Source organism: Bifidobacterium longum subsp. infantis ATCC 15697 = JCM 1222 = DSM 20088 (assembly GCF_000269965.1).
Lineage (GTDB): Bacteria > Actinomycetota > Actinomycetes > Actinomycetales > Bifidobacteriaceae > Bifidobacterium > Bifidobacterium infantis.
Map to the genome: position 1 here is coordinate 2,403,995 of NC_017219.1, position 17,856 is coordinate 2,421,850.

The 17,856-nt window shown below is 61.3% G+C and carries 11 protein-coding genes, 1 tRNA gene and 2 pseudogenes; 2 read left to right on the forward strand and 12 right to left on the reverse strand.

What is annotated here, in order from left to right; translation table 11 throughout:
- Window positions 1-20 precede the first annotated feature (20 nt).
- The 9 genes from galE to serS all read right to left on the reverse strand — a co-directional run bounded on the left by galE (window position 21) and on the right by serS (window position 11,666).
- Complete coding sequence (gene galE, locus BLIJ_RS11220) at window positions 21-1,043, reverse strand: UDP-glucose 4-epimerase GalE (RefSeq protein WP_012578433.1); 1,023 nt, start codon at window positions 1,041-1,043, stop codon at window positions 21-23.
- A gap of 68 nt (window positions 1,044-1,111) precedes the next feature.
- The gene (locus BLIJ_RS11225) at window positions 1,112-2,659 is read right to left on the reverse strand and encodes a UDP-glucose--hexose-1-phosphate uridylyltransferase (RefSeq protein ID WP_012578434.1); all 1,548 of its coding nucleotides are present in this window, start codon (window positions 2,657-2,659) and stop codon (window positions 1,112-1,114) included.
- Window positions 2,660-2,708: 49 nt separating this feature from the next.
- Window positions 2,709-3,788: an N-acetylhexosamine 1-kinase gene (gene nahK / locus BLIJ_RS11230; RefSeq protein ID WP_012578435.1), complete on the reverse strand. Its 1,080-nt coding sequence runs from the start codon at window positions 3,786-3,788 to the stop codon at window positions 2,709-2,711.
- A 26-nt stretch (window positions 3,789-3,814) separates the two neighbouring features.
- On the reverse strand, window positions 3,815-6,070 hold the full coding sequence (gene gnpA, locus BLIJ_RS11235) for a 1,3-beta-galactosyl-N-acetylhexosamine phosphorylase (RefSeq protein WP_012578436.1): 2,256 nt from the start codon (window positions 6,068-6,070) through the stop codon (window positions 3,815-3,817).
- A gap of 219 nt (window positions 6,071-6,289) precedes the next feature.
- Window positions 6,290-7,240, reverse strand: coding sequence for a carbohydrate ABC transporter permease (locus BLIJ_RS11240; RefSeq protein WP_012578437.1), 951 nt, complete (start codon window positions 7,238-7,240; stop codon window positions 6,290-6,292).
- Window positions 7,240-8,211, reverse strand: a complete 972-nt coding sequence (locus tag BLIJ_RS11245) for a carbohydrate ABC transporter permease (protein WP_012578438.1) — start codon at window positions 8,209-8,211, stop codon at window positions 7,240-7,242. Before BLIJ_RS11245 ends, BLIJ_RS11240 begins: the two co-directional genes overlap by 1 nt.
- A gap of 190 nt (window positions 8,212-8,401) precedes the next feature.
- A complete protein-coding gene (locus BLIJ_RS11250) occupies window positions 8,402-9,718 on the reverse strand; it encodes an ABC transporter substrate-binding protein (protein ID WP_012578439.1) in 1,317 nt (438 codons plus the stop codon).
- A 436-nt stretch (window positions 9,719-10,154) separates the two neighbouring features.
- Window positions 10,155-10,239: transfer RNA gene (locus tag BLIJ_RS11255), tRNA-Ser, on the reverse strand.
- Between the two features lie 140 nt (window positions 10,240-10,379).
- A complete protein-coding gene (gene serS, locus BLIJ_RS11260) occupies window positions 10,380-11,666 on the reverse strand; it encodes a serine--tRNA ligase (RefSeq protein WP_012578440.1) in 1,287 nt (428 codons plus the stop codon).
- 232 nt (window positions 11,667-11,898) lie between these two features.
- On the opposite strand from serS, the gene BLIJ_RS11270 reads away from it, so the two are divergent.
- Complete coding sequence (locus tag BLIJ_RS11270; RefSeq protein ID WP_012578441.1) at window positions 11,899-13,080, forward strand: diacylglycerol/lipid kinase family protein; 1,182 nt, start codon at window positions 11,899-11,901, stop codon at window positions 13,078-13,080.
- A 1-nt stretch (window position 13,081) separates the two neighbouring features.
- On the opposite strand, the pseudogene BLIJ_RS11275 reads toward BLIJ_RS11270, so the two are convergent.
- Window positions 13,082-13,489, reverse strand: a pseudogene (locus BLIJ_RS11275) (PRD domain-containing protein); the annotation flags it as partial.
- A gap of 51 nt (window positions 13,490-13,540) precedes the next feature.
- On the opposite strand from BLIJ_RS11275, the gene BLIJ_RS11280 reads away from it, so the two are divergent.
- Window positions 13,541-14,896, forward strand: a complete 1,356-nt coding sequence (locus BLIJ_RS11280) for an IS3-like element ISBlo11 family transposase (protein ID WP_012576493.1) — start codon at window positions 13,541-13,543, stop codon at window positions 14,894-14,896.
- Between the two features lie 22 nt (window positions 14,897-14,918).
- On the opposite strand, the pseudogene BLIJ_RS13895 reads toward BLIJ_RS11280, so the two are convergent.
- Both BLIJ_RS13895 and BLIJ_RS11290 read right to left on the reverse strand, forming a co-directional pair.
- A pseudogene (locus BLIJ_RS13895) lies at window positions 14,919-15,410 on the reverse strand (CAT RNA binding domain-containing protein); the annotation flags it as partial.
- Between the two features lie 51 nt (window positions 15,411-15,461).
- Window positions 15,462-17,552: a glucose PTS transporter subunit IIA gene (locus tag BLIJ_RS11290; protein ID WP_012578444.1), complete on the reverse strand. Its 2,091-nt coding sequence runs from the start codon at window positions 17,550-17,552 to the stop codon at window positions 15,462-15,464.
- Between the last annotated feature and the right edge of the window lie 304 nt (window positions 17,553-17,856).

Genomic DNA, 17,856 nt, shown 5'->3' on the forward strand with positions numbered 1-17,856 from the left:
AGGGAGCTCATCTGCTCATATCACTCCGCGTCGCGGAAACCGTTGGGGTTCTTGGTCTGCCAGTTGAGGGAGGAGGAGGCCATGTCGTCGATGGTCAGCTCGGCCTTCCAGCCAAGCTCCTTCTCTGCCTTGGAAGCGTCGGCGTAGCAGGCGGCGATGTCACCGGGGCGACGCGGCTTGATCGTGTACGAAATCGGATGGCCGGCGGCCTTCTCGTAGGCCTTGATGACCTCAAGCACGGAGTAGCCGTGGCCGGTACCCAGGTTGTAGACGAACACGCCTTCCTTGTCGATGTGGTCGATGACGGCCACATGGCCCTTGGCCAGGTCGACCACGTGGATGTAGTCACGCACACCAGTGCCGTCGGGCGTGTCGTAGTCGTCGCCATAGACCTGGACTTCCTTGAGCTCGCCGACCGCGACCTTGGCCACGTACGGGGTGAGATTCGCCGGAATGCCCTTCGGGTCCTCGCCCAGCAAACCGGATTCATGCGCGCCGACGGGGTTGAAGTAACGCAACAGCACGATGGTCCAGGAGGGGTCGGCCACATGCACATCGCGCAGAATCTGCTCCTGGAACAGCTTGGAGGTGCCGTACGGGTTGGTGGTGCCGCCGGTCGGCGTCTCCTCGGTGATCGGCAGTTCCTTCGGCGAACCGTACACGGTGGCGGAGGAGGAGAAGATGATCTTCTTGACGCCGTGCTTCCTCATCGTCTTCAGCAGCACGAGCGTGGAGTACAGGTTGTTGTCGTAGTATTCGATCGGCTTGGCCACGGACTCGCCCACGGCCTTGAGTCCGGCGAAATGAATGACCCAGTCGATGTCGTTCTCGGTGAAGACACGCTCCATGAGCGCCTCGTCGCGCACGTCGCCATCATAACGCTTGACCGGCTTGCCGGTGATTTGCTCGACTCGCTCAAGCGCGACGGGAGACGAATTGCCGTAGTTGTCTACGGAAATCACATCGTAGCCCTTGTTGAGCAGCTCGATATCGGTGTGGGTGGCGATGAATCCGGCGCCGCCCGTAACCAGGACAGTGGTCATGTTTCCTCCTTTGGAAGGACTTGCCTTCGGTTTGCCTTCAGTATTGAGCTTACTTCACTTGACCTGTTTCACCTAGCGGCAAAACCAAGGCTTTCGAGGAATGTTTGCGTGGTGGCTTTCTGCTTGAAGACGGCCGTGTTGCCGAGGATGCGGTAGCAGACGCTGCCGAGCTCGTCGTGTATGGCTTGGCGAATGGCCTCGCGGTCGCGGTTTCCGGCCAATGTTTCAGCGAGTTCGCCCCATTCGAGACTGAATTCGCTGACTTCATCGGGCAGGTCGCGGCCTTCGGCGAGCGCCTCCTCGACGATGCCGAGCTGGTCGACGAGCCGTCCGGGCAGGATGAACAGGCCTTGAGCCTCGATCAGTCCGATTGGTTCCTGCTTGACCGGCCAGTATTCGGGGTGTGCATGGAAGATACCTTCCGGATACTCGTCGCTGATCGCATTGTTGCGGAAGATGAGACTCATCTCATAGCCGCGTTTGGTGATGATTGCGCTGGGCGAGAGGGCGGATTGGCGGTTGCCGTCCGCGTCATGGCTGGCGATGCCGTTCGCCGCGTCGTCATAGCCGACCCATGCCTCGCGGATGATGTCGGATACATCGATGATGCTCTGGCGGTTTTTCGACACCACGCGCACGGCGGTGCCGGGCCAGTCAAGGATTTCAACCACGGCGTCCGGATAGTCGGCGAGCGTGAAGGCGGACCAGGTGGCGGCCTTGTGCATCGGCAGCAGTTCGCCGCCACCCTGGTAGTGGTCATGGGCGAGCACCGAGCCGCCGATGCGAGGCAGCGCGGCGTTGCATCCGAGGAAGTATCCGGGGAAGCGGTCCACGAAGTCGAGCAGGTGGCCGAAGGTATCGCGGTCCACATGCATCGGCGTGTGGTCGGTGTTCACGCAGATGCCGTGCTGATCGAAGTAGCCGTAGGGCGAGAACTGCCAGAACCATGACTCGCCGCCGAGCGTGACCGGCAGGGTGCGCAGGGTGCGCTTGTCACGTCCCGCAAAACCCTCGTTCTCATGGCAGATCGTGCATTTCGGATACCCGCCGGCCACGGCGTTGCCCGCCGCCGCCTTCTTCATGTTCTTGAATTCGGGTTTAGCGAGGTTGATGGTAACCGTCAGCCCGTGCGAGTCGAAGCGCGGGTTCCGGTCGAGCTGGGCGCGCTTGACATAGTTGTTGGCCACGCAGTAGTCGTAGAACCATTGCATCGCGGCCATGCCGCCGTCCCGATGCTCGACAAGCAGGAACCGGTCGTCGAGATCGGCGGGGTTGGCGGAGAGCAGCCCCATGACGATGTCGGCGTACATCGGGCCCTCCTGCGCTTCAAACAAGCCGCAATCCACCGCTGCGGCGCGAAAAGCGGAGAGCAAGGCGTCGGGAACGATGCGGGCGCGACCGACAGACCCCTCGGGCCCCTGTGCGCAACGGTCCTCCTCACCGCGGCACGGACGACACGAGGTCGCTTCGGCACCGGGATAGGAATCCAGATCGAACAGGGCGAAAATCCGATTCCGCGCCCAGTCCGCGTTGCGGGGATCGAGGTCAAGGTGGGCGAGCGCATAGTCGATCAGCGCGTCGATGCTTGCGTACACCGTGGTCAACCGATCGTTCATCGCACTCCCTCCGCAACGCGGGCTCGGACATGATGCATCTGCCGGGAGCTCACTTGGTCGTCTCCATGACGTCGGCCACGATGGCGCGGGTCTCATCGGCTCGCTGCTCCATCTCCCTCACGAGCTTGATCTGGGTGCGGGAGCGCACCAGGTTATGCTCGGGGTACTTGGTGGCGAAGTAGACGTCGCCTTCCAGGTAGTCGGCGAGAAAGCGCATGCCGCATTCCATGGTGAGCAGGTTGCCGCTGAACGGCAGCAGTTCGGCCTCGCGCGCGGTGATGCTGTCGCGTAGTTCGCCCACGAAGCCTTCCGTGTAGGCGCGGAACAGCTCGGTGCTGAAATGCACCTTGTCCAGATCCCGCTCATCCTCCAAGGCCGTGGACGCGCCGAAACGGATGGAATCGCCGAAGTCGAAGAGCATGGACCCCGGCATGATGGTGTCTAGATCGATGATCGCACGGGCCTTGCCGGTGGTGGCATCCATGAGGATGTTGTTGAGTTTGGTGTCGTTGTGGGTCACGCGCAGCGGGATCGAACCATCCCTGAGCCCATCCATCACGACGGCGTACTGGTCGGCGTGACTCAGATAGAACTCGATCTCCGGGCCGCACCCGGCGGCACGCCCGAGCTCGTCCGCGGCGAGCGCCTTCTTGAAGTCCTCGAAGCGGTGCGGGGTGTCGTGGAAGTGGGCGATGGTCTCGGTCAGCTGGTTGGCGTCGAACCCGGACAGGAAGTTCTGGAAATCACCGAACGCCCTGCCGGCTTCGCGGAACACGTCCGGGTTCGGCACGAGGTTGTATGACATGGTGTGTTCGATGAACTTGTAGACGCGCCATGCGCCGCCGTCGATCTCGGCCCAGGTGTCGCCGGAGGTGGTGCGCACGATGTCCAGCGTCTCTTTGCCCTGAGCCTTGAGAGTGGAGGTGACCAGCTCGACATTGCGCATCAGATTCACCGTATCGGGGAAGATGCCGGTGTTCATCCGTTGGAGGATGTAGCGGGGGCCGTCCGTGGTCACCAGATAGGTGGTGTTGATATGGCCGTCTCCGTATGGTTCGATGCTGTCGACGGTGCCTTCCAGCGCGAAGTGCGAAGCGACGTCGAACAGGGCTTCATTGGTGTTGTTCATGATGGTTCCGTTCGTCACCAAGCCAATCAGGCTTCACGCCAGGCGATACCGCTGTCAGGCAGGTCGAAGTCCTCGGTGGTGCCATCGGCCAAAGTCACCGTGGTCTTCTGCGGCTGATCGGTGTTGTTGATCACGCAATACAGGCCCTGCTCGGGGAAGTGCGCCACCTCGCACTCCGGGTTGGACGAGCTCCAGGCCGCATACTTGTCTTCGTTGTGGGAGGCGTAGAACAGCACGCGTTCCAGCAGTCGGGCGTTGGCCGCCGAATAAGGCAGTCCGGAGATGTACACGCCGCGGCCCTTGCCGTAGTCGTTGGCCGCGAGCTGCACCTGACCGCCGTCCGCACGCAGCAGGGTCACGTTCTCGTTGACCGGGTACGTGTTGAGCACGGGTTCGCCGAAATCGATGCCTCCCAACGGCTTGATGGACTGGCCGCCGCCGCAGCCGCTGAGCGGGGTGCGGTAACCGGCCTGCTCCCATGCCTCACGGGCCGCCGGGTCGACCGGCACATCGGCGGTGATGAAGTGGTCCGGCACCACCGGCGGGAAGTACTTGTCCACGGAGAGGGTCTGATAGCGTTCCTCGTCCACGCCAAGCACATCGGCCAATTGGAAGAAACGACCCGACTGGAAACGCGGCGCCGAACTCGGCTCGCCCACGCCCACGAACGCGCCGCCGCCACGCACCCAGGCGCGCACGGTTTCCACGAGCTTCGGGTTGGTCCACACGTCGCCGCCGGTGAATGCGGTGTCGACCGGGCCTCCGTTGATGATTACGTCGATATCGCTATCGATGCCATGCGCGAGTACGTCGTCGAAGCTGATGAACCGCACGTTCACGCGCATGCCGGACAGGGATTCTAGGATGCCGTAGTAGGAATAGGTCTGCTTGTTGGGCAGGGCGTGCGCCACGGTGAACGCCATCCAGGAGCGCATCTTGCCCCAGGAATTCAGAATCGCCACGTTGAGCTCACCTTCGGCGGCCACCCCACCGGTGCGGTCATGGATGTCGCGGAATTCGTTGGCGATATGGGTCACCGTGTCCACGAACTTCGGGAACTTGGCGGCCAGGGAGAGGTAGCCGCCGTAGCCCATGCGGCCGATCGGCGAGCGCAGGATCGCGCGGCGGGCCTTGCGCCAGTTGTCGAGGCCTTCGATGCTCGGATCGTTGCCCTCGTAGAACGTGTCGGGGAAGAAGTACGGCAGGAAGCGGCCTTCGGTGTACCTGACACCCGGAATATCGGCGATCATGCGGGTGGTGGTGCCGTCGCCGATGGATCCGACCACGGCGTCCAGGCCAAGCTCGTCGAATCCATCCTTGTACGGTTCGGTGCCGATCCACTGGTCGCCGAGGAACATCATCGCCTCTTTGCCGGCGGCGTGGGACATGTCGGCGAGCTGCTTGACGTTCTTACGTACGAAGCCTGAAAGGAAGTCGATCCAGTCGCGCTGGGCCTTTCTGGGCACACGCCAGGCGGAGTTGTAGGCGCCGCCGTCCACGAAGTCCTCCGGACGCAGGCGGTAGCCGTACTTGGCTTCGAAATCATCCAGCGCACGCGGGCTTACGGTGCAGGCGCAGCCGAACCAATCGACGACCTTCTCGCGGCGCTTCTGGTCGAACAGGAGCGTGAACTGGTAGAAGAACGTGGTGAATCGCACCACATCGGTCTGCGGGCTGTCCTTAAGCCACTGCTCGAACGTGTCGAACACGAACTTGCGGGTGGCCGGATGGTAGATGTCGAACGGGATCTCGTGTTCCTTGTCGCCCCAGTCGTTGGTCAGATGGTTGTACATCTCGACCGGGTCCCAGATGATGTAGGCCAGGAAGCTCACCGTGTATTCGTGCATCGGCACGGCCACGGTCACGTGCACGGTGTCCTCGCCTGGGTCGAGCGTCCAGCCGGACGGGTCCACGACCTCACCCGTGGTGCGGTCCACGACTTCCCAGTACTTGTGCGGGTCGGCGTCGCGGTTAGGCTTGAGCTGTTCCTCGAAGAAGCCGTCCATCAGCGGCACATCCACCGCGTTGGACTCGGCCAGGATACGGGCGGTCAGCAGGTAGACCTGCGGGGTCTCGTCCATGTGCAGGGTGATCCACTCGTTGTGGGCGCGGGTCGGGAAGTAGGCGCTGTAGATCTTCTTGCCGAGAGCGAGCACTGCCTCGTCCAGATGCGTGCCGTCGGAGTTGCGGATGGCGTCCGCACCCCACAATTCGGCGAGTTCCTTGGTCTTTTCGGCGAAATTCTCTTCACTGGGCAGCGTGAAGCGGCCGGTGTTGGTCATGAGTGCTCCTTTGTGAGGTTGATCATCAAAAACTACAGGGCGACGAATTCGTCGCATACAAAATGACCGGCGTTATCGCGGGCCCTGGGACCCTGACTGCGTAGATCCTTGACGTTTACGGTGACGCCGGACGATTGGAATCGTGTCACTGGTAATGAGGGTAGGGGGACGTTGCCCGGCACCGGAAGGAGTGACACGACATACCGGGCAGCGGATTGGTTAGCCCTTGACGGCACCGGCGGCGAGGCCGGACTGCCAGTAGCGCTGGAGGCCGAGGAAGAGCACGATCACGGGCAGCACACCGAGCAGCGCACCCATCATCAGGGCGCCACGATCGGTGAACGTGGCCAGCGAGACCATGCCGTACAGGCCGAGGGTCACGGGCTTCAAGGTGTCGGAAGACACCATCATCAACGGCAGCAGGAAGTTGTTCCACGTGGCCACGAACAGGAACAGGAAGATCGTCACCATGGCCGGGGCCAGAAGCCTCAGCACAATAGTGAAGAAAATCCTCGCCTCGCTCGCACCGTCGATGCGGGCCGCCTCGAGCAACTCATCAGGCACCGAGCTTTGCGCGTACGTACGGCCCAGGAAGAAGCCGAACGGCGAAACGCAGCACGGGATGATGATCGAGAGCATCGTGTTGGTCAGGTGCAGCGTGTGGAAGATCGAGTACATCGGGATGGTCAGCAGGGCGGATGGCATGAGCATGCAGGCCATAATGATGCCGATGGCCGCGTTCTTGCCGCGGAAGTTGAATTTTGCGGTGGCATAGCCGGCCATCACGGACACGATGGTGCCGACCAGTGCGGAAACACCCGAGTAGATCAGGGAGTTCAGCACCCAACGCCAGAAGTTGCCTCGGGTCCAGCCGAGCAGCTTCGAATAGTTGGTGGCGATGGCGTCGGGCAGCTGGTCGAGCGGCACGGCGAACCACATGCCGTTGCTGCCGGTCATCTGGGCGGGCGTCTTGGTGGACGCGATGATGGCCCAGTAGATCGGGAACAGGAAGTAAATCAGCACGAGCACCAACACGATGATGGTGATGGTTTTCGTGGCCACGGACGGCCGCATGGAGCGGGGTAGGTCGTACTGCGCGGCCTGACGCTGCTTTTCGAGTTTGCGCTCGGCCTTCCTGCGGGCGCGTTCTTCAGCGGTTGCGGAGCTCATCACTCGTTCACCTTCCTTTCGGCCAGGGTGTACAGCACAGCGAGCACACCTGCAATCAGAGCCATCACGATGGCGATGGCGGATGCCGGGCCGTCGCCAGACGGGGTAATGGTGCCTTGCGAAGTGTTCATGGCCATCATCATCGGGGTATATGCCTTGGAAATACCCGGGTCGGCAGTGGACATGATCTGCGGTTCGTTGAACAGCTGGATGGTGCCGACGATGGAAAGCAGCATAGCCAGCAGAGCTGCACCGCGCACGTTCGGCAGCTTGATCTTCGTGGCGATCTGCCAACCATTGGCGCCGTCGATACGCGCGGCCTCGTACAGGTCATGCGGGATGGCCTGTAAAGCAGCGAGGAAGATCAGCATGTTGTAGCCGGTGAAGGTCCATGTGGTGATGTTGGCCATCGAGCCGAGCACGATATTGCTGGAGAAGAAGTCCACGTTGATGCCGATGGCGGCGAGCCCCTTGACAATCGGCGAGATTTGGCCGTTGTACAGGTAGACCCAGATAATCGATGCCACGACGCCGGGGATGGCGTAGGGCAGGAAGTAGCCCAGACGGAAACCGGTGACATGCTTGACCACGAACGAGTCGATGACGATGGCCAACGCCAGTGCGGCGATGATCATGATCGGCACCTGAATCAGGGTGTAGACCAGCACCCTGCCTACGCCGGACCAGAAGTTGCCGGAAGTAATAACATACTGGAAGTTCTGGAATCCTACGAATTTATTGACCAGCTCGCCACCGCCGTATGCGCCACCGCCCTCGGTGACCTGACGGAAGAAGCTGGAATAGATGGCCCAGATGATGGGCAGGATGAACACGAAAGCGAACAGGACGGCGAACGGTGCCATGAATGCCCAGCCGGTGCGGTTCTCGCGCTTCTGAGCGCCGGACCGCTTCGGCTTGGCTGCGGCACGCCTAGGTGCTTTGCCCTTCGCATGAGTAGTGGATGCAGTCATAATACAAAACCTGTCTTTGCAAAGAACAGTACAACAAATGACAAGGGCCACAGCGCCCTTGCAGCAATACCCTCAAACAATGCGAAAGGCCGGAGTATGTGCCCCGGCCTTTCGCTATGGTGATGCGAGGCATCGGAGGTCTTGGATGGCCGGCTATTTCAAGCCGGCCCGTTGACAAGACCTAGTGAGGTCACTCCTTGACGGACAGACCGAGGTTCTTCAGCGTATCCACCGAGGTCTTCTGAGCGGTGTCGAACACATCCGAAACCTTGGCAGAACCATCGGCAGCCTTGGCGGCGGTCTGTTTCATTGCAGCGCCGACTGCGGAGAAGCCAGGCATGTAGGTGAAGTCACCCATGTTGTCGTTCGCGGTCTTGAACTCAGCCATGACATCCTGTCCGCTGAAGTAGTCGGACCACTTCTGCGGGGTCTTGGCATCCGCGGTGGTGGCGGCCACGACGAGGCCCTGGGAGACAAGGTCATCAACCTGGGTGTTGAACCAGTCAAGGAACTCCATGGCTTCGGCCGGGTGCTTGGAACCCTTGAGCACGGCCACACCGGAACCACCATCGGAGCCGGTCTTGGTGCCATTGCCGAACCAGTCACCGAGCTGGGTGACCTTCCACTCACCAGCACCAGTGCCACCGGCGGAATCGATGAACAGCGGGGCTTCCCAAGCGGCGGCCACGGTGCCGATCAGCTGACCGGACTGGATGGAGTTATCAAACGATGCATCCCAACGCGGGTTGGTGAGGGCGGCCTTGTTGTCGATCAGCTGCTGGTAGACATCGGCCACGGCCTTGGAGCCCTTAGTCTGGGTGTTGACAACCCAGGAGTTGCCGTCGACCTTGTACCACGGACCGGAAGCGCCGGCCTGGCCGGACATCATCATCATGGCCTCATCAGGCTGGAAGGTCATGATGTACTTGCCCTGGGCAGCGGTCTTCTTGGCGGTCTCGATGAGCTCGTCAGCGGTCTTCGGCACGGTGATGCCGAGCTTCTCAAATTCAGCGGCGTTGTAGAAGTAAGCCAGCGGGCCGGTGTCCTGCGGCAGACCGTAGGTCTTGCCGTCCACCTGCATCAGTGCGAACGGGGCGGAAGCGAAATCGTCCTTGTACTTGGCGGCCTCATCGGTGACATCCTGCAGAAGGCCCTTGGTGAAGACCTCAGGAACCTCGGCGTAACCGACCTGAGCCAAATCCGGCGCATTGCCAGCCTTGACGTCGGTCTCGAGCTTCTTGATCATTTCGGAGGCATTGCCATCGAACTTGGTGGCCTTGACCTGAATGTTCGGATGCTCTTTATTCCACTTGGCCACGATGTCATTGACCAAGGTCATGCCTTTGGAATCAGGCAGACGATGCATGTAGGTGATGTTGACCACACCGCCATCGCTGCCGGACTTCGTGTCGCCAGCAGTGTCGCTGCCGCCGCAACCGGCCAAGCCCATTCCCATTGCTGCTACCGCAGCAAAAGCAGCCACGATGCGCTTATTATGCGATACCATATCTCTACTCCTTCGTAATGGAATCATCACCTCAGTGTGATGACTGATTGCTAATTTAGGCCTTTGCTCTTTTATTGTCAACCCAACTAACAATTACCGCGCGTCCCGTTGAGGTGAGTGACATTAAACCGGTTCGACGCTCGACTGTGCGGGTTTGTTCATTTCATTAACTCACGGTCAGACTACCGTGCATCGTGATATGATTCATCTTGCAACCTTGTTGATTAAAGGCGCAAGCCGGTAATCAACGCAAAGGCCCGATGCTGCAAACGTCGGGCCTTCTCTTATCGGCTCACGCCGATTGGCCCGTCATATCAACGGGGACACCGCATGTTACGGCATCACAAACCAATATATCAGCACCCCGGTGGCAATCAAGAAGACAGGTTCCAGAAAAAGAAAAAGGGCCTGGGCATGTTGCCCAGGCCTCGGTTCGCGGACAGGGCGAGATTCGAACTCGCGGAGGGTTGCCCCTCAACGGTTTTCAAGACCGTCTCTTTAGGCCGCTCAGACACCTGTCCCGATGCACGTTCATACGCGCAAGTGTTCATTATACAGGAGGGAGGGATTAGGCTCCCCTTTGTAGTTTTCGACGACAACTCCCCACAGTCAGCTACGCTGACAGCTCCCCTCAGAGAGGGGAGCTAGAGCAAAAGGAAAATCAGGCTTCCCACTTGGTGGGCTCGATGACTTCCTTGCCGCCCATGTAGGCGCGCATGGCCTTCGGGATCTCGATGGAGCCGTCCTTCTGCTGGTGGTTCTCCATGATGGCGACCAGCCAACGGGTGGTGGCCAGCGTGCCGTTCAGGGTGGAGACCGGGCGGGTGCCGCCGTCTTCCATACGCTCGCGGATGTTCAGACGGCGAGCCTGGTACTCGGTGCAGTTCGAGGTGGAGGTGAGCTCGCGGTAGCGGCCCTGGGTCGGGACCCAAGCCTCGCAGTCGAACTTGCGGGCGGCGGAGGAGCCGAGGTCGCCGGCTGCGGTGTCGATGATGCGGTAGGGCACCTCGACCTTGGCGAGCATCTCCTGCTCCATGGCCAGCAGGTGCTCGTGCTCCTTGTAGGAGTCCTCCTGCTTGGCGTAGACGAACATCTCCACCTTGTCGAACTGGTGGACGCGGATGATGCCGGAGGTGTCCTTGCCTGCGGCGCCGGCCTCGCGGCGGTAGCAGGAGGACCAACCGCAGTAGCGCAGCGGGCCGTTGCCGAGGTCGAGGATCTCGTTCTCGTGCATGCCGGCGAGCGCCACTTCGGAGGTGCCGACCAGGTACTGGTCATCGGGCTCGCGCAGACGGTAGATCTCGTCGGCGTGGGAGTTCAGGAAGCCGGTGCCGCGCATGACCTCGGGGCGCACCAGCGTCGGGGTGATGGCCAGCGTGAAGCCGTGCTCCTCGGCCTGATCCACGGCCATGGTGAGCATGGCGATCTGCATACGGGCCACCTGGCCACGCAGGAAGTAGAAGCGGGAGCCGCCAACCTTGACGCCACGGCGCATGTCGATGCCGGCCACGCCGGCGCCGAGGGTCAGGTGGTCCTTGGGCTCGAAGCCTTCGGCCGCGAAGTCACGGATCTGGCCGACCTTCTTGACGACCACGTAGTCGTCCTCACCGCCTTCGGGAGCTTCGGGCTCCACGATGTTGGAGAGCCTCCACATGGCGGTGGTGTATTCCTCGGCGGCGGAATCGGCCTTGGCCTTGTATTCGGCGACCGTCTGGGACAGTTCCTTGGTCTCGGCGATGAGCTTGGCCTTCTCGTCCGCCGGGACGGAGGCGACCTTCTTGCCGATTTCCTTCTGCTGGGCACGAGCCTCTTCGAAGGCCTTCAGCGCTTCACGACGTGCGGTGTCGGAGGAGAGCACTTCGTCGACGAGTTCCACGGACTCGCCGCGCTTGCGCTGGGATTCCTTGACGATATCGGTGTGTTCACGGATGAATTGAATATCAAGCATGGGCACCAGACTAGCCGCGTAAGCAGACACCGACAATGGCCGAATGTGCGGGAGTAACGCGGAAATCACAGGGAAGCCCGGGAAAGCCCGCGGGCGGGTCCACCCGGCCAATTTCGTCAGATGAGACGCGATTGAACCATGATCGCGTCCCACGGGCTGTTGCGTGCAGGAAATGTTCACGTACGGCGCACCATGGCCGTAAACGACCTCCCCACCGATAACAATAGGAGCCATGCCTCAGCCTGCCCTCACCGTGTTTCTGATCATCGCCGCAATCGCCATTGTGGCGGCGCTCATCGCCGTCACCGTCATCGCCCTGCGCGCGCAGCGCCGCCGCAAGCTGGCTCAGACGCTGGAGAAGCGCCGGGACGACGAGGTGCAGTACGCCTTCATCGTGAATCCGTCCAAACCGCAGGCCGAAGCCCGCCGGCTGCATATCCAGAGGTTCTGCGAAGCCAAGGGGCTCAATCGCATCCGCTTCTACGACACCCAGCTTGACAAGGACGGCAGAGTCTGCGCGCTTGAAGCGCTGGAGGACGGCGCCGACGTGGTGATCGCGGTCGGCGGCGACGGCACGGTGCGCACGGTGGCGAGCGCCGTCTCCGGCACCGGCCATGCGCTGGGCATCATCCCCATCGGCACCGGCAACCTGTTTGCCCGCAATATGGGCGTTCCCGTGGACGATATCGACGCCGCGCTGACCGTGGCCACCTCCCACGGCTCCCGCCTGGTGGACATGGGCCGTCTCACCCTGCTCGACCACCCGGAGGACGACCACGGCCACGCCTTCCTCATCATCGCCGGCATCGGCTTCGATGCGGCCATGATCGACGACACCAACCCCGAGCTCAAGGCGAACATCAGCTGGCTCGCCTACTTCGTGGGCGGCGTGAAGAACCTGTTCGCGCCGAAGTTCCGCGGCACGCTGACAGTCACCAGCGCCGACGGCTCGACCCACACCATCAAGAATCTCGATTTCCGCACGGTGATGGCCGGCAACTGCGGCCAAATTCCCGTGTTCTCGCTGATGCCGGCGGCCTCCTATGACGACGGCCTGCTGGACTTCGAAATCATCGACACCACTGGCGGCATCCTCGGCTGGGCCAACCTGTTCGGCGACGTGGTGCACCAGACGATCATCGGCAAGCCCGAGCAGAACCCGCTGTCCACGAATTCGACCATCGAGCAGGTGCAGGGCGTCAGCGCCGAAATCACGCTGGAGAAGCCGGCCAAGGCACAAGTGGACGGCGACATGCTGCCGGAAACCCGCCACATCCGTTTCTCGGTGGATCACCGCGCGCTGATCGTGCGCGTGCCCGACGCCTCCGCGTTGGAAAAGACCGCGCAGGCCGCCGCTTCGAACGCCACCTCGGATTTCGCCGAAATGACCGGCACACTTGAGCCGATTCGCTGATTCACTGGCTCATATGCGCCAGCCGCGGATGGTCGGGAATATCCGAGGAACGATTCTGATTCGTTTGATCCGTGACTCGTGCCACATGCAATGTCAGGTAGGCAACCTCGTCTTCGGTCAGCATGGTATCGAGGCGCAGCTCAATAAGGGATGCGATAAGTCTCGCGCATTTCGAGGCTTTTGCGTAGGAGCTCATAATCGAGGAAATGATTGCCTCCGGCTCCTTGCTGAGCTGCTCATGCTGATGAATACGCACGAACAAATACCGAAGATGGGTGATGAAACGGCCGACATTAACCGAATGCTCATCCAGCTCGATGTTATAGGTGCTTTCGATGACGGCGAGCAACTGTTGGATGACGCCGGTCATCATATACGTAGGAGAAAGGTCGCCTGTGGAGAAGCCGGCAGGGGATGCGGACGGAAAGTTGGACGCTTGGGCGTCCGGATTGGAGTCCGCATGTTTTCGATGGAGGATCGGCGCAGGGCCGTTGACCTGTATTTCACGGAGGGCATGACCATCAGGAAGGTCATTGCCGAGCTTGGTTACCCGTCCGAGGGCGCGCTGGTGAAATGGGTTCGCGAGGACCCGCGTTACACGGGCGCGTGCAGGCGTTCGTATACGCTGGAATGCAAGACGAATGCGGCCAGACGCGCGCTCGAGGGCGAGCCCCTCGCCCGCGTGGCGCGCGACGCGGGTTGCACGCCGACGAGCGTGTACCAGTGGATGCGCCGCTACCGGAGCGAGGGGATACTGGGACTGATGGACAGGAGAAACGCGCCGATGCCGGCCGAACCGATGCCCGCGGCCGGCGATGACGTGGAGGAGCTGCGCCGGCAGGTGGAGGTCCTGCGGCTGGAGAACGCGGTGATGCGGGAGACGATCGATGTTTTAAAAGCCGACGACCCGCGCCTCGACCCGTCCATGCTGACGAACAGGGAGAGGACGCGGGTCGTCGACGCGATCAGGGGTGAATTCGGCCTGGCGGCCTGTCTGAAGGCCGTGGGGCTGAAACGCAGCACCTACTATTACGAGCGCGGCGCGATCGCCGCGGGCGACAGGTACGCCGTGCTGCGGGCCCGCGTCGCCGGCCTGTTCGAGCAGGGTGGGCGCGCATGGGGATACCGGACCATCCACCGCATGCTGCGCCTTGACGAGTCCGACCCGATCGTCGTCTCGGAGAAGGTCGTCAGGCGGATCATGCGCGAGGGGGCCATGCGGCCCGTGTACCTGAAGCGGCCGAAGCGGTGGAGCTCCTACGCCGGCGAGATCGGCGAGGCCCCGGCGAACCTCGTGGAGCGGGACTTCCACGCCGACGCGCCGAACATGCTGTGGGTCACGGACGTCACCCAGTTCACCATGGACGGGTACAAGTGCTGGCTTTCCCCGGTGGTCGACTGCTTCGACGGGATGGTGGTCTCCTGGACCTTGTCGCGCTCCCCGAACGCCGACATGGCGAACCGGATGCTCCTTGACGCGGTCGCCACGCTCAGGGACGGGGAACATCCAATCATCCATTCCGACCGCGGCTGCCACTACCGGTGGGACGAATGGATCCGCATCTGCGAGGAGCACGGGCTGATCCGGTCGATGAGCGCCAAGGGATGCAGCCCGGACAACGCGGCCGCCGAGGGGTTCTTCGGCAGGCTCAAGAACGAGTTATTCTACGGGCGGGACTGGAGGGGCGTGGGCTACGAGGAGTTCCGCGAACGCCTGGCCGCCTACCTGACCCACTACAATGAAACCAGGATCAAGAAGTCACTGGACTGGATGAGCCCCGTGCAATACCGCAGAAGTCTTGGACTGGCCGCCTGACCGTCCAAAAAAACATCCGCACCCCCGCATTCACAAAATGCAGCGCAAAAGCAACGCTCTCGCTGGGATCCAGCGCATCGTCCAATCTGCGGTTCAGCGCGGCGAGCAGTGCGCAGCCCTGCTGGTATTCACGCTCATACAGCGAACGAATTTCCGAGTTCAGCGGATACGGCACAGGCGGAATGCCGTTCTTGGCGCGGCGTAAAGCACCGCACACATGATCCGCGAGCGCTATGACCAACGTCGAGCTTTGTGCAGCCTCTGAACTCAGGCCAATCCCATCCATGGTCTCGGAAATGAGACGAATGATTTCAGGAGGAATATCGCCCAGCAACTGGGCCATATGGTCAGGGTCACGGCCTTGAGCCGGCACGAACACACGAGCCACTTTGGCATCGTCAACTGTCATGCCGGGCTTGGCCTTGAACCCCAGGCCCCGGCCGGTAAGGATGACTTCGCGCCCCCGATCCTTCGCCAGGACGACGTTGTTATTGAAGACGCGAAGTATTTCCATGACATCCCTTCCGTTCGGGATCTTCAGGTTACGGTTGCGAACCGACCATGATTACTGTTCGATGGCGATGACTTCGTCACCGGCCGCGACGTTCACATCCGTCTTCGGAGTAACGGACTTGAGCGCTGCGGTGTTCAGTACCGTAACCAGCGTAGTGGTGCTGAATCCAGCCTTCTTGACTTCGTCGAGATCGACAGTCGCCAACAGGTCACCGGCGTTCACTCGGTCACCTTTGGCCACATTCACCACGAAACCATTGCCATTCATCTTAACCGTATCAATGCCGACATGTACCAGCACTTCAATACCATCGTCGGTCTTGAGACCAAAAGCATGGCCAGTCTCAGCAACGGTCTGCAGCACACCGGACACCGGAGCCTTCACCGCGCCATCAACCGGCTCGATGCCCACACCCTCGCCGAGGGCACGAGAAGCGAACACCGGATCTCCGGCATCGTCAAGGGACACCACATGGCCCGCAATCGGAGCGAACACGGCGGAAGTGGCGGTCGCAGCGGCAGCCGGGGCATCGGCAACGGCAACAGCGGCGGTTGCGGTAGCGGTGGTGGCGTCACCACCGTTCACAGCCTTGGCGGACTGAGCCGCGGCACGGGCCTTGGCTTCGGCTTTCTGCTCCGGAGTGCGGTAGTCAAGCATGATAATCATAATCATGGCGGTGAAGAACGACACTGCGATGGAGACGCCGTAAACCCACATCTGGTTGAACACCGGCACGGTGAGCAGCGAGGTGAAGGCGAATGCAGTAGTGGTCACGCCGTGCACGGTCTCGCCGGAGGCGACGGTGGCCGGGAAGAGCCAGCCCATGACGGCGATTACGACGCCGCCCACGCCGCAGCCGACCAGCATACGGGAGTAGATGAGCTTGTAACGCAGGTGGATGCCGTAGAGGCTCGGTTCGGAAACGCCACCGAGCAGGCCGGCGGCGAGAGCACCGATGGAGGTCTGGCGCATGTCCTTATCCTTGTCACGGATGGAGAGGAACAGCACACCGGCAGTGGCACCGAAGCAGGCGAAGTTCCACACGCCCATCGGGCCCTGAATGAAGTCGTAGCCCAGGGTGTTGATGTTCATGATCATCAGAGCGTTCAGCGGCCAGTGCAGACCCAGCGGCACCAGGAACGGGTACAGCAGCGGGATTGCGATGGCGAAGATGAACGGAGCGTGTGTGTTCATCCAGGCGAGTCCGGCGCCGAGGCCGTTGCCGGCCCACACACCGATAGGTCCGATGATGAAAGCGGTGAGCGCACCGACGATGATCATGGAGAAGAAGGGCAGGAAGACCATCTGGACGCTGTCCGGAATGATCTTCTTCAGACCGTGGTACACGACCGCGAGCACGGCGACCATCAGCAGCGGCACGAACACGTTTCCGGAGTAGTCGGACAGCTGCATCGGCAAGCCGAACACCGTGGCGGTGCAGGAGGAGGTGCCCAGCGTGGTGTTCTTCACGCACTTGACGGCGTCGCCCCAGGTCTTGGTGTCAGACAGGGATGCGAACTGCGGGGTCATGAGCATGCCCATGATTGCGCCGCCCAGCCACGGATCCACTTTGAGCTTGTTGGCGGCATTGTAGGCGACCATAATCGGCAGGAAGTAGAACACACCCTTCCAGATGGCCTGCACGAACACCAGGCCAGTGGTGGCGGTGTCGTTCGGAATCAGGCCCAAGGAAATGCACAGGTTGACAATTGCGATGATGATGGACGCGCCAAGCAACACACCCAGAATCGGGCGGAAGGAGTCGGCCAGGTATTCGAAGAAGCTATCGAGCCATGCGACCTTGCCGCGGGCCTTGGAACGAGCGGCGGCCTTGACCTCCGCATCGGTCGGCTCATCGGCATTGTCGTCGACGGTGCCGGCGCCGAGACCAGCCATCTCGGGCAGGTGCATGATCTGCTCATACACGGAGGCGACCTGACCGCCAATGACGACCTGGTATCGGTCGCCGGACTGCTGTACAGCACCCAGCACAAGCTTGTTGGCGTCGAGCGTGGCGTTGTCAACCTTGCCGGCGTCATTGAGTTCAAAACGCAGTCGCGTGGCGCAATGCGTCAGCGACTTGATGTTGGCCGCGCCACCGACACTAGTGACGATCGCCTTGATATCGTCTTGATGCGACATCTCTTACTCCATTCCTTTTCCACGGTTAAGCCAGCACCTACCAGAGGAACCACCCTGTTCCTGAGCATCTGCGTTCCAGGAACCGGCAGTCACGCCAAATAACAGAAAAGACCTGAGATGTGGACGCCATCCTGAATACACATGACTACGTCAACATCTCAGGTCTTGCCTCAACATTCGAGTAGCAACCCTGCTAATTACTGACTGAACAGCGATTATAACGAGCTGAAAACAATCCGGCAAATCACACATATGGTCAGAGCCTGCCTATACCTCGAAACATAAGACGAGAGTAAGGAAGAAC

Bases quoted from the DNA above. Each gene is read 5' to 3' on its own strand.
- galE (WP_012578433.1), bottom strand. From the start codon at position 1,043: ATGACCACTGTCCTGGTTACGGGCGGCGCCGGATTCATCGCCACCCAC.
- BLIJ_RS11225 (WP_012578434.1), bottom strand. From the start codon at position 2,659: ATGAACGATCGGTTGACCACGGTGTACGCAAGCATCGACGCGCTGATC.
- nahK (WP_012578435.1), bottom strand. From the start codon at position 3,788: ATGAACAACACCAATGAAGCCCTGTTCGACGTCGCTTCGCACTTCGCG.
- gnpA (WP_012578436.1), bottom strand. From the start codon at position 6,070: ATGACCAACACCGGCCGCTTCACGCTGCCCAGTGAAGAGAATTTCGCC.
- BLIJ_RS11240 (WP_012578437.1), bottom strand. From the start codon at position 7,240: ATGAGCTCCGCAACCGCTGAAGAACGCGCCCGCAGGAAGGCCGAGCGC.
- BLIJ_RS11245 (WP_012578438.1), bottom strand. From the start codon at position 8,211: ATGACTGCATCCACTACTCATGCGAAGGGCAAAGCACCTAGGCGTGCC.
- BLIJ_RS11250 (WP_012578439.1), bottom strand. From the start codon at position 9,718: ATGGTATCGCATAATAAGCGCATCGTGGCTGCTTTTGCTGCGGTAGCA.
- serS (WP_012578440.1), bottom strand. From the start codon at position 11,666: ATGCTTGATATTCAATTCATCCGTGAACACACCGATATCGTCAAGGAA.
- BLIJ_RS11270 (WP_012578441.1), top strand. From the start codon at position 11,899: ATGCCTCAGCCTGCCCTCACCGTGTTTCTGATCATCGCCGCAATCGCC.
- BLIJ_RS11280 (WP_012576493.1), top strand. From the start codon at position 13,541: ATGTTTTCGATGGAGGATCGGCGCAGGGCCGTTGACCTGTATTTCACG.
- BLIJ_RS11290 (WP_012578444.1), bottom strand. From the start codon at position 17,552: ATGTCGCATCAAGACGATATCAAGGCGATCGTCACTAGTGTCGGTGGC.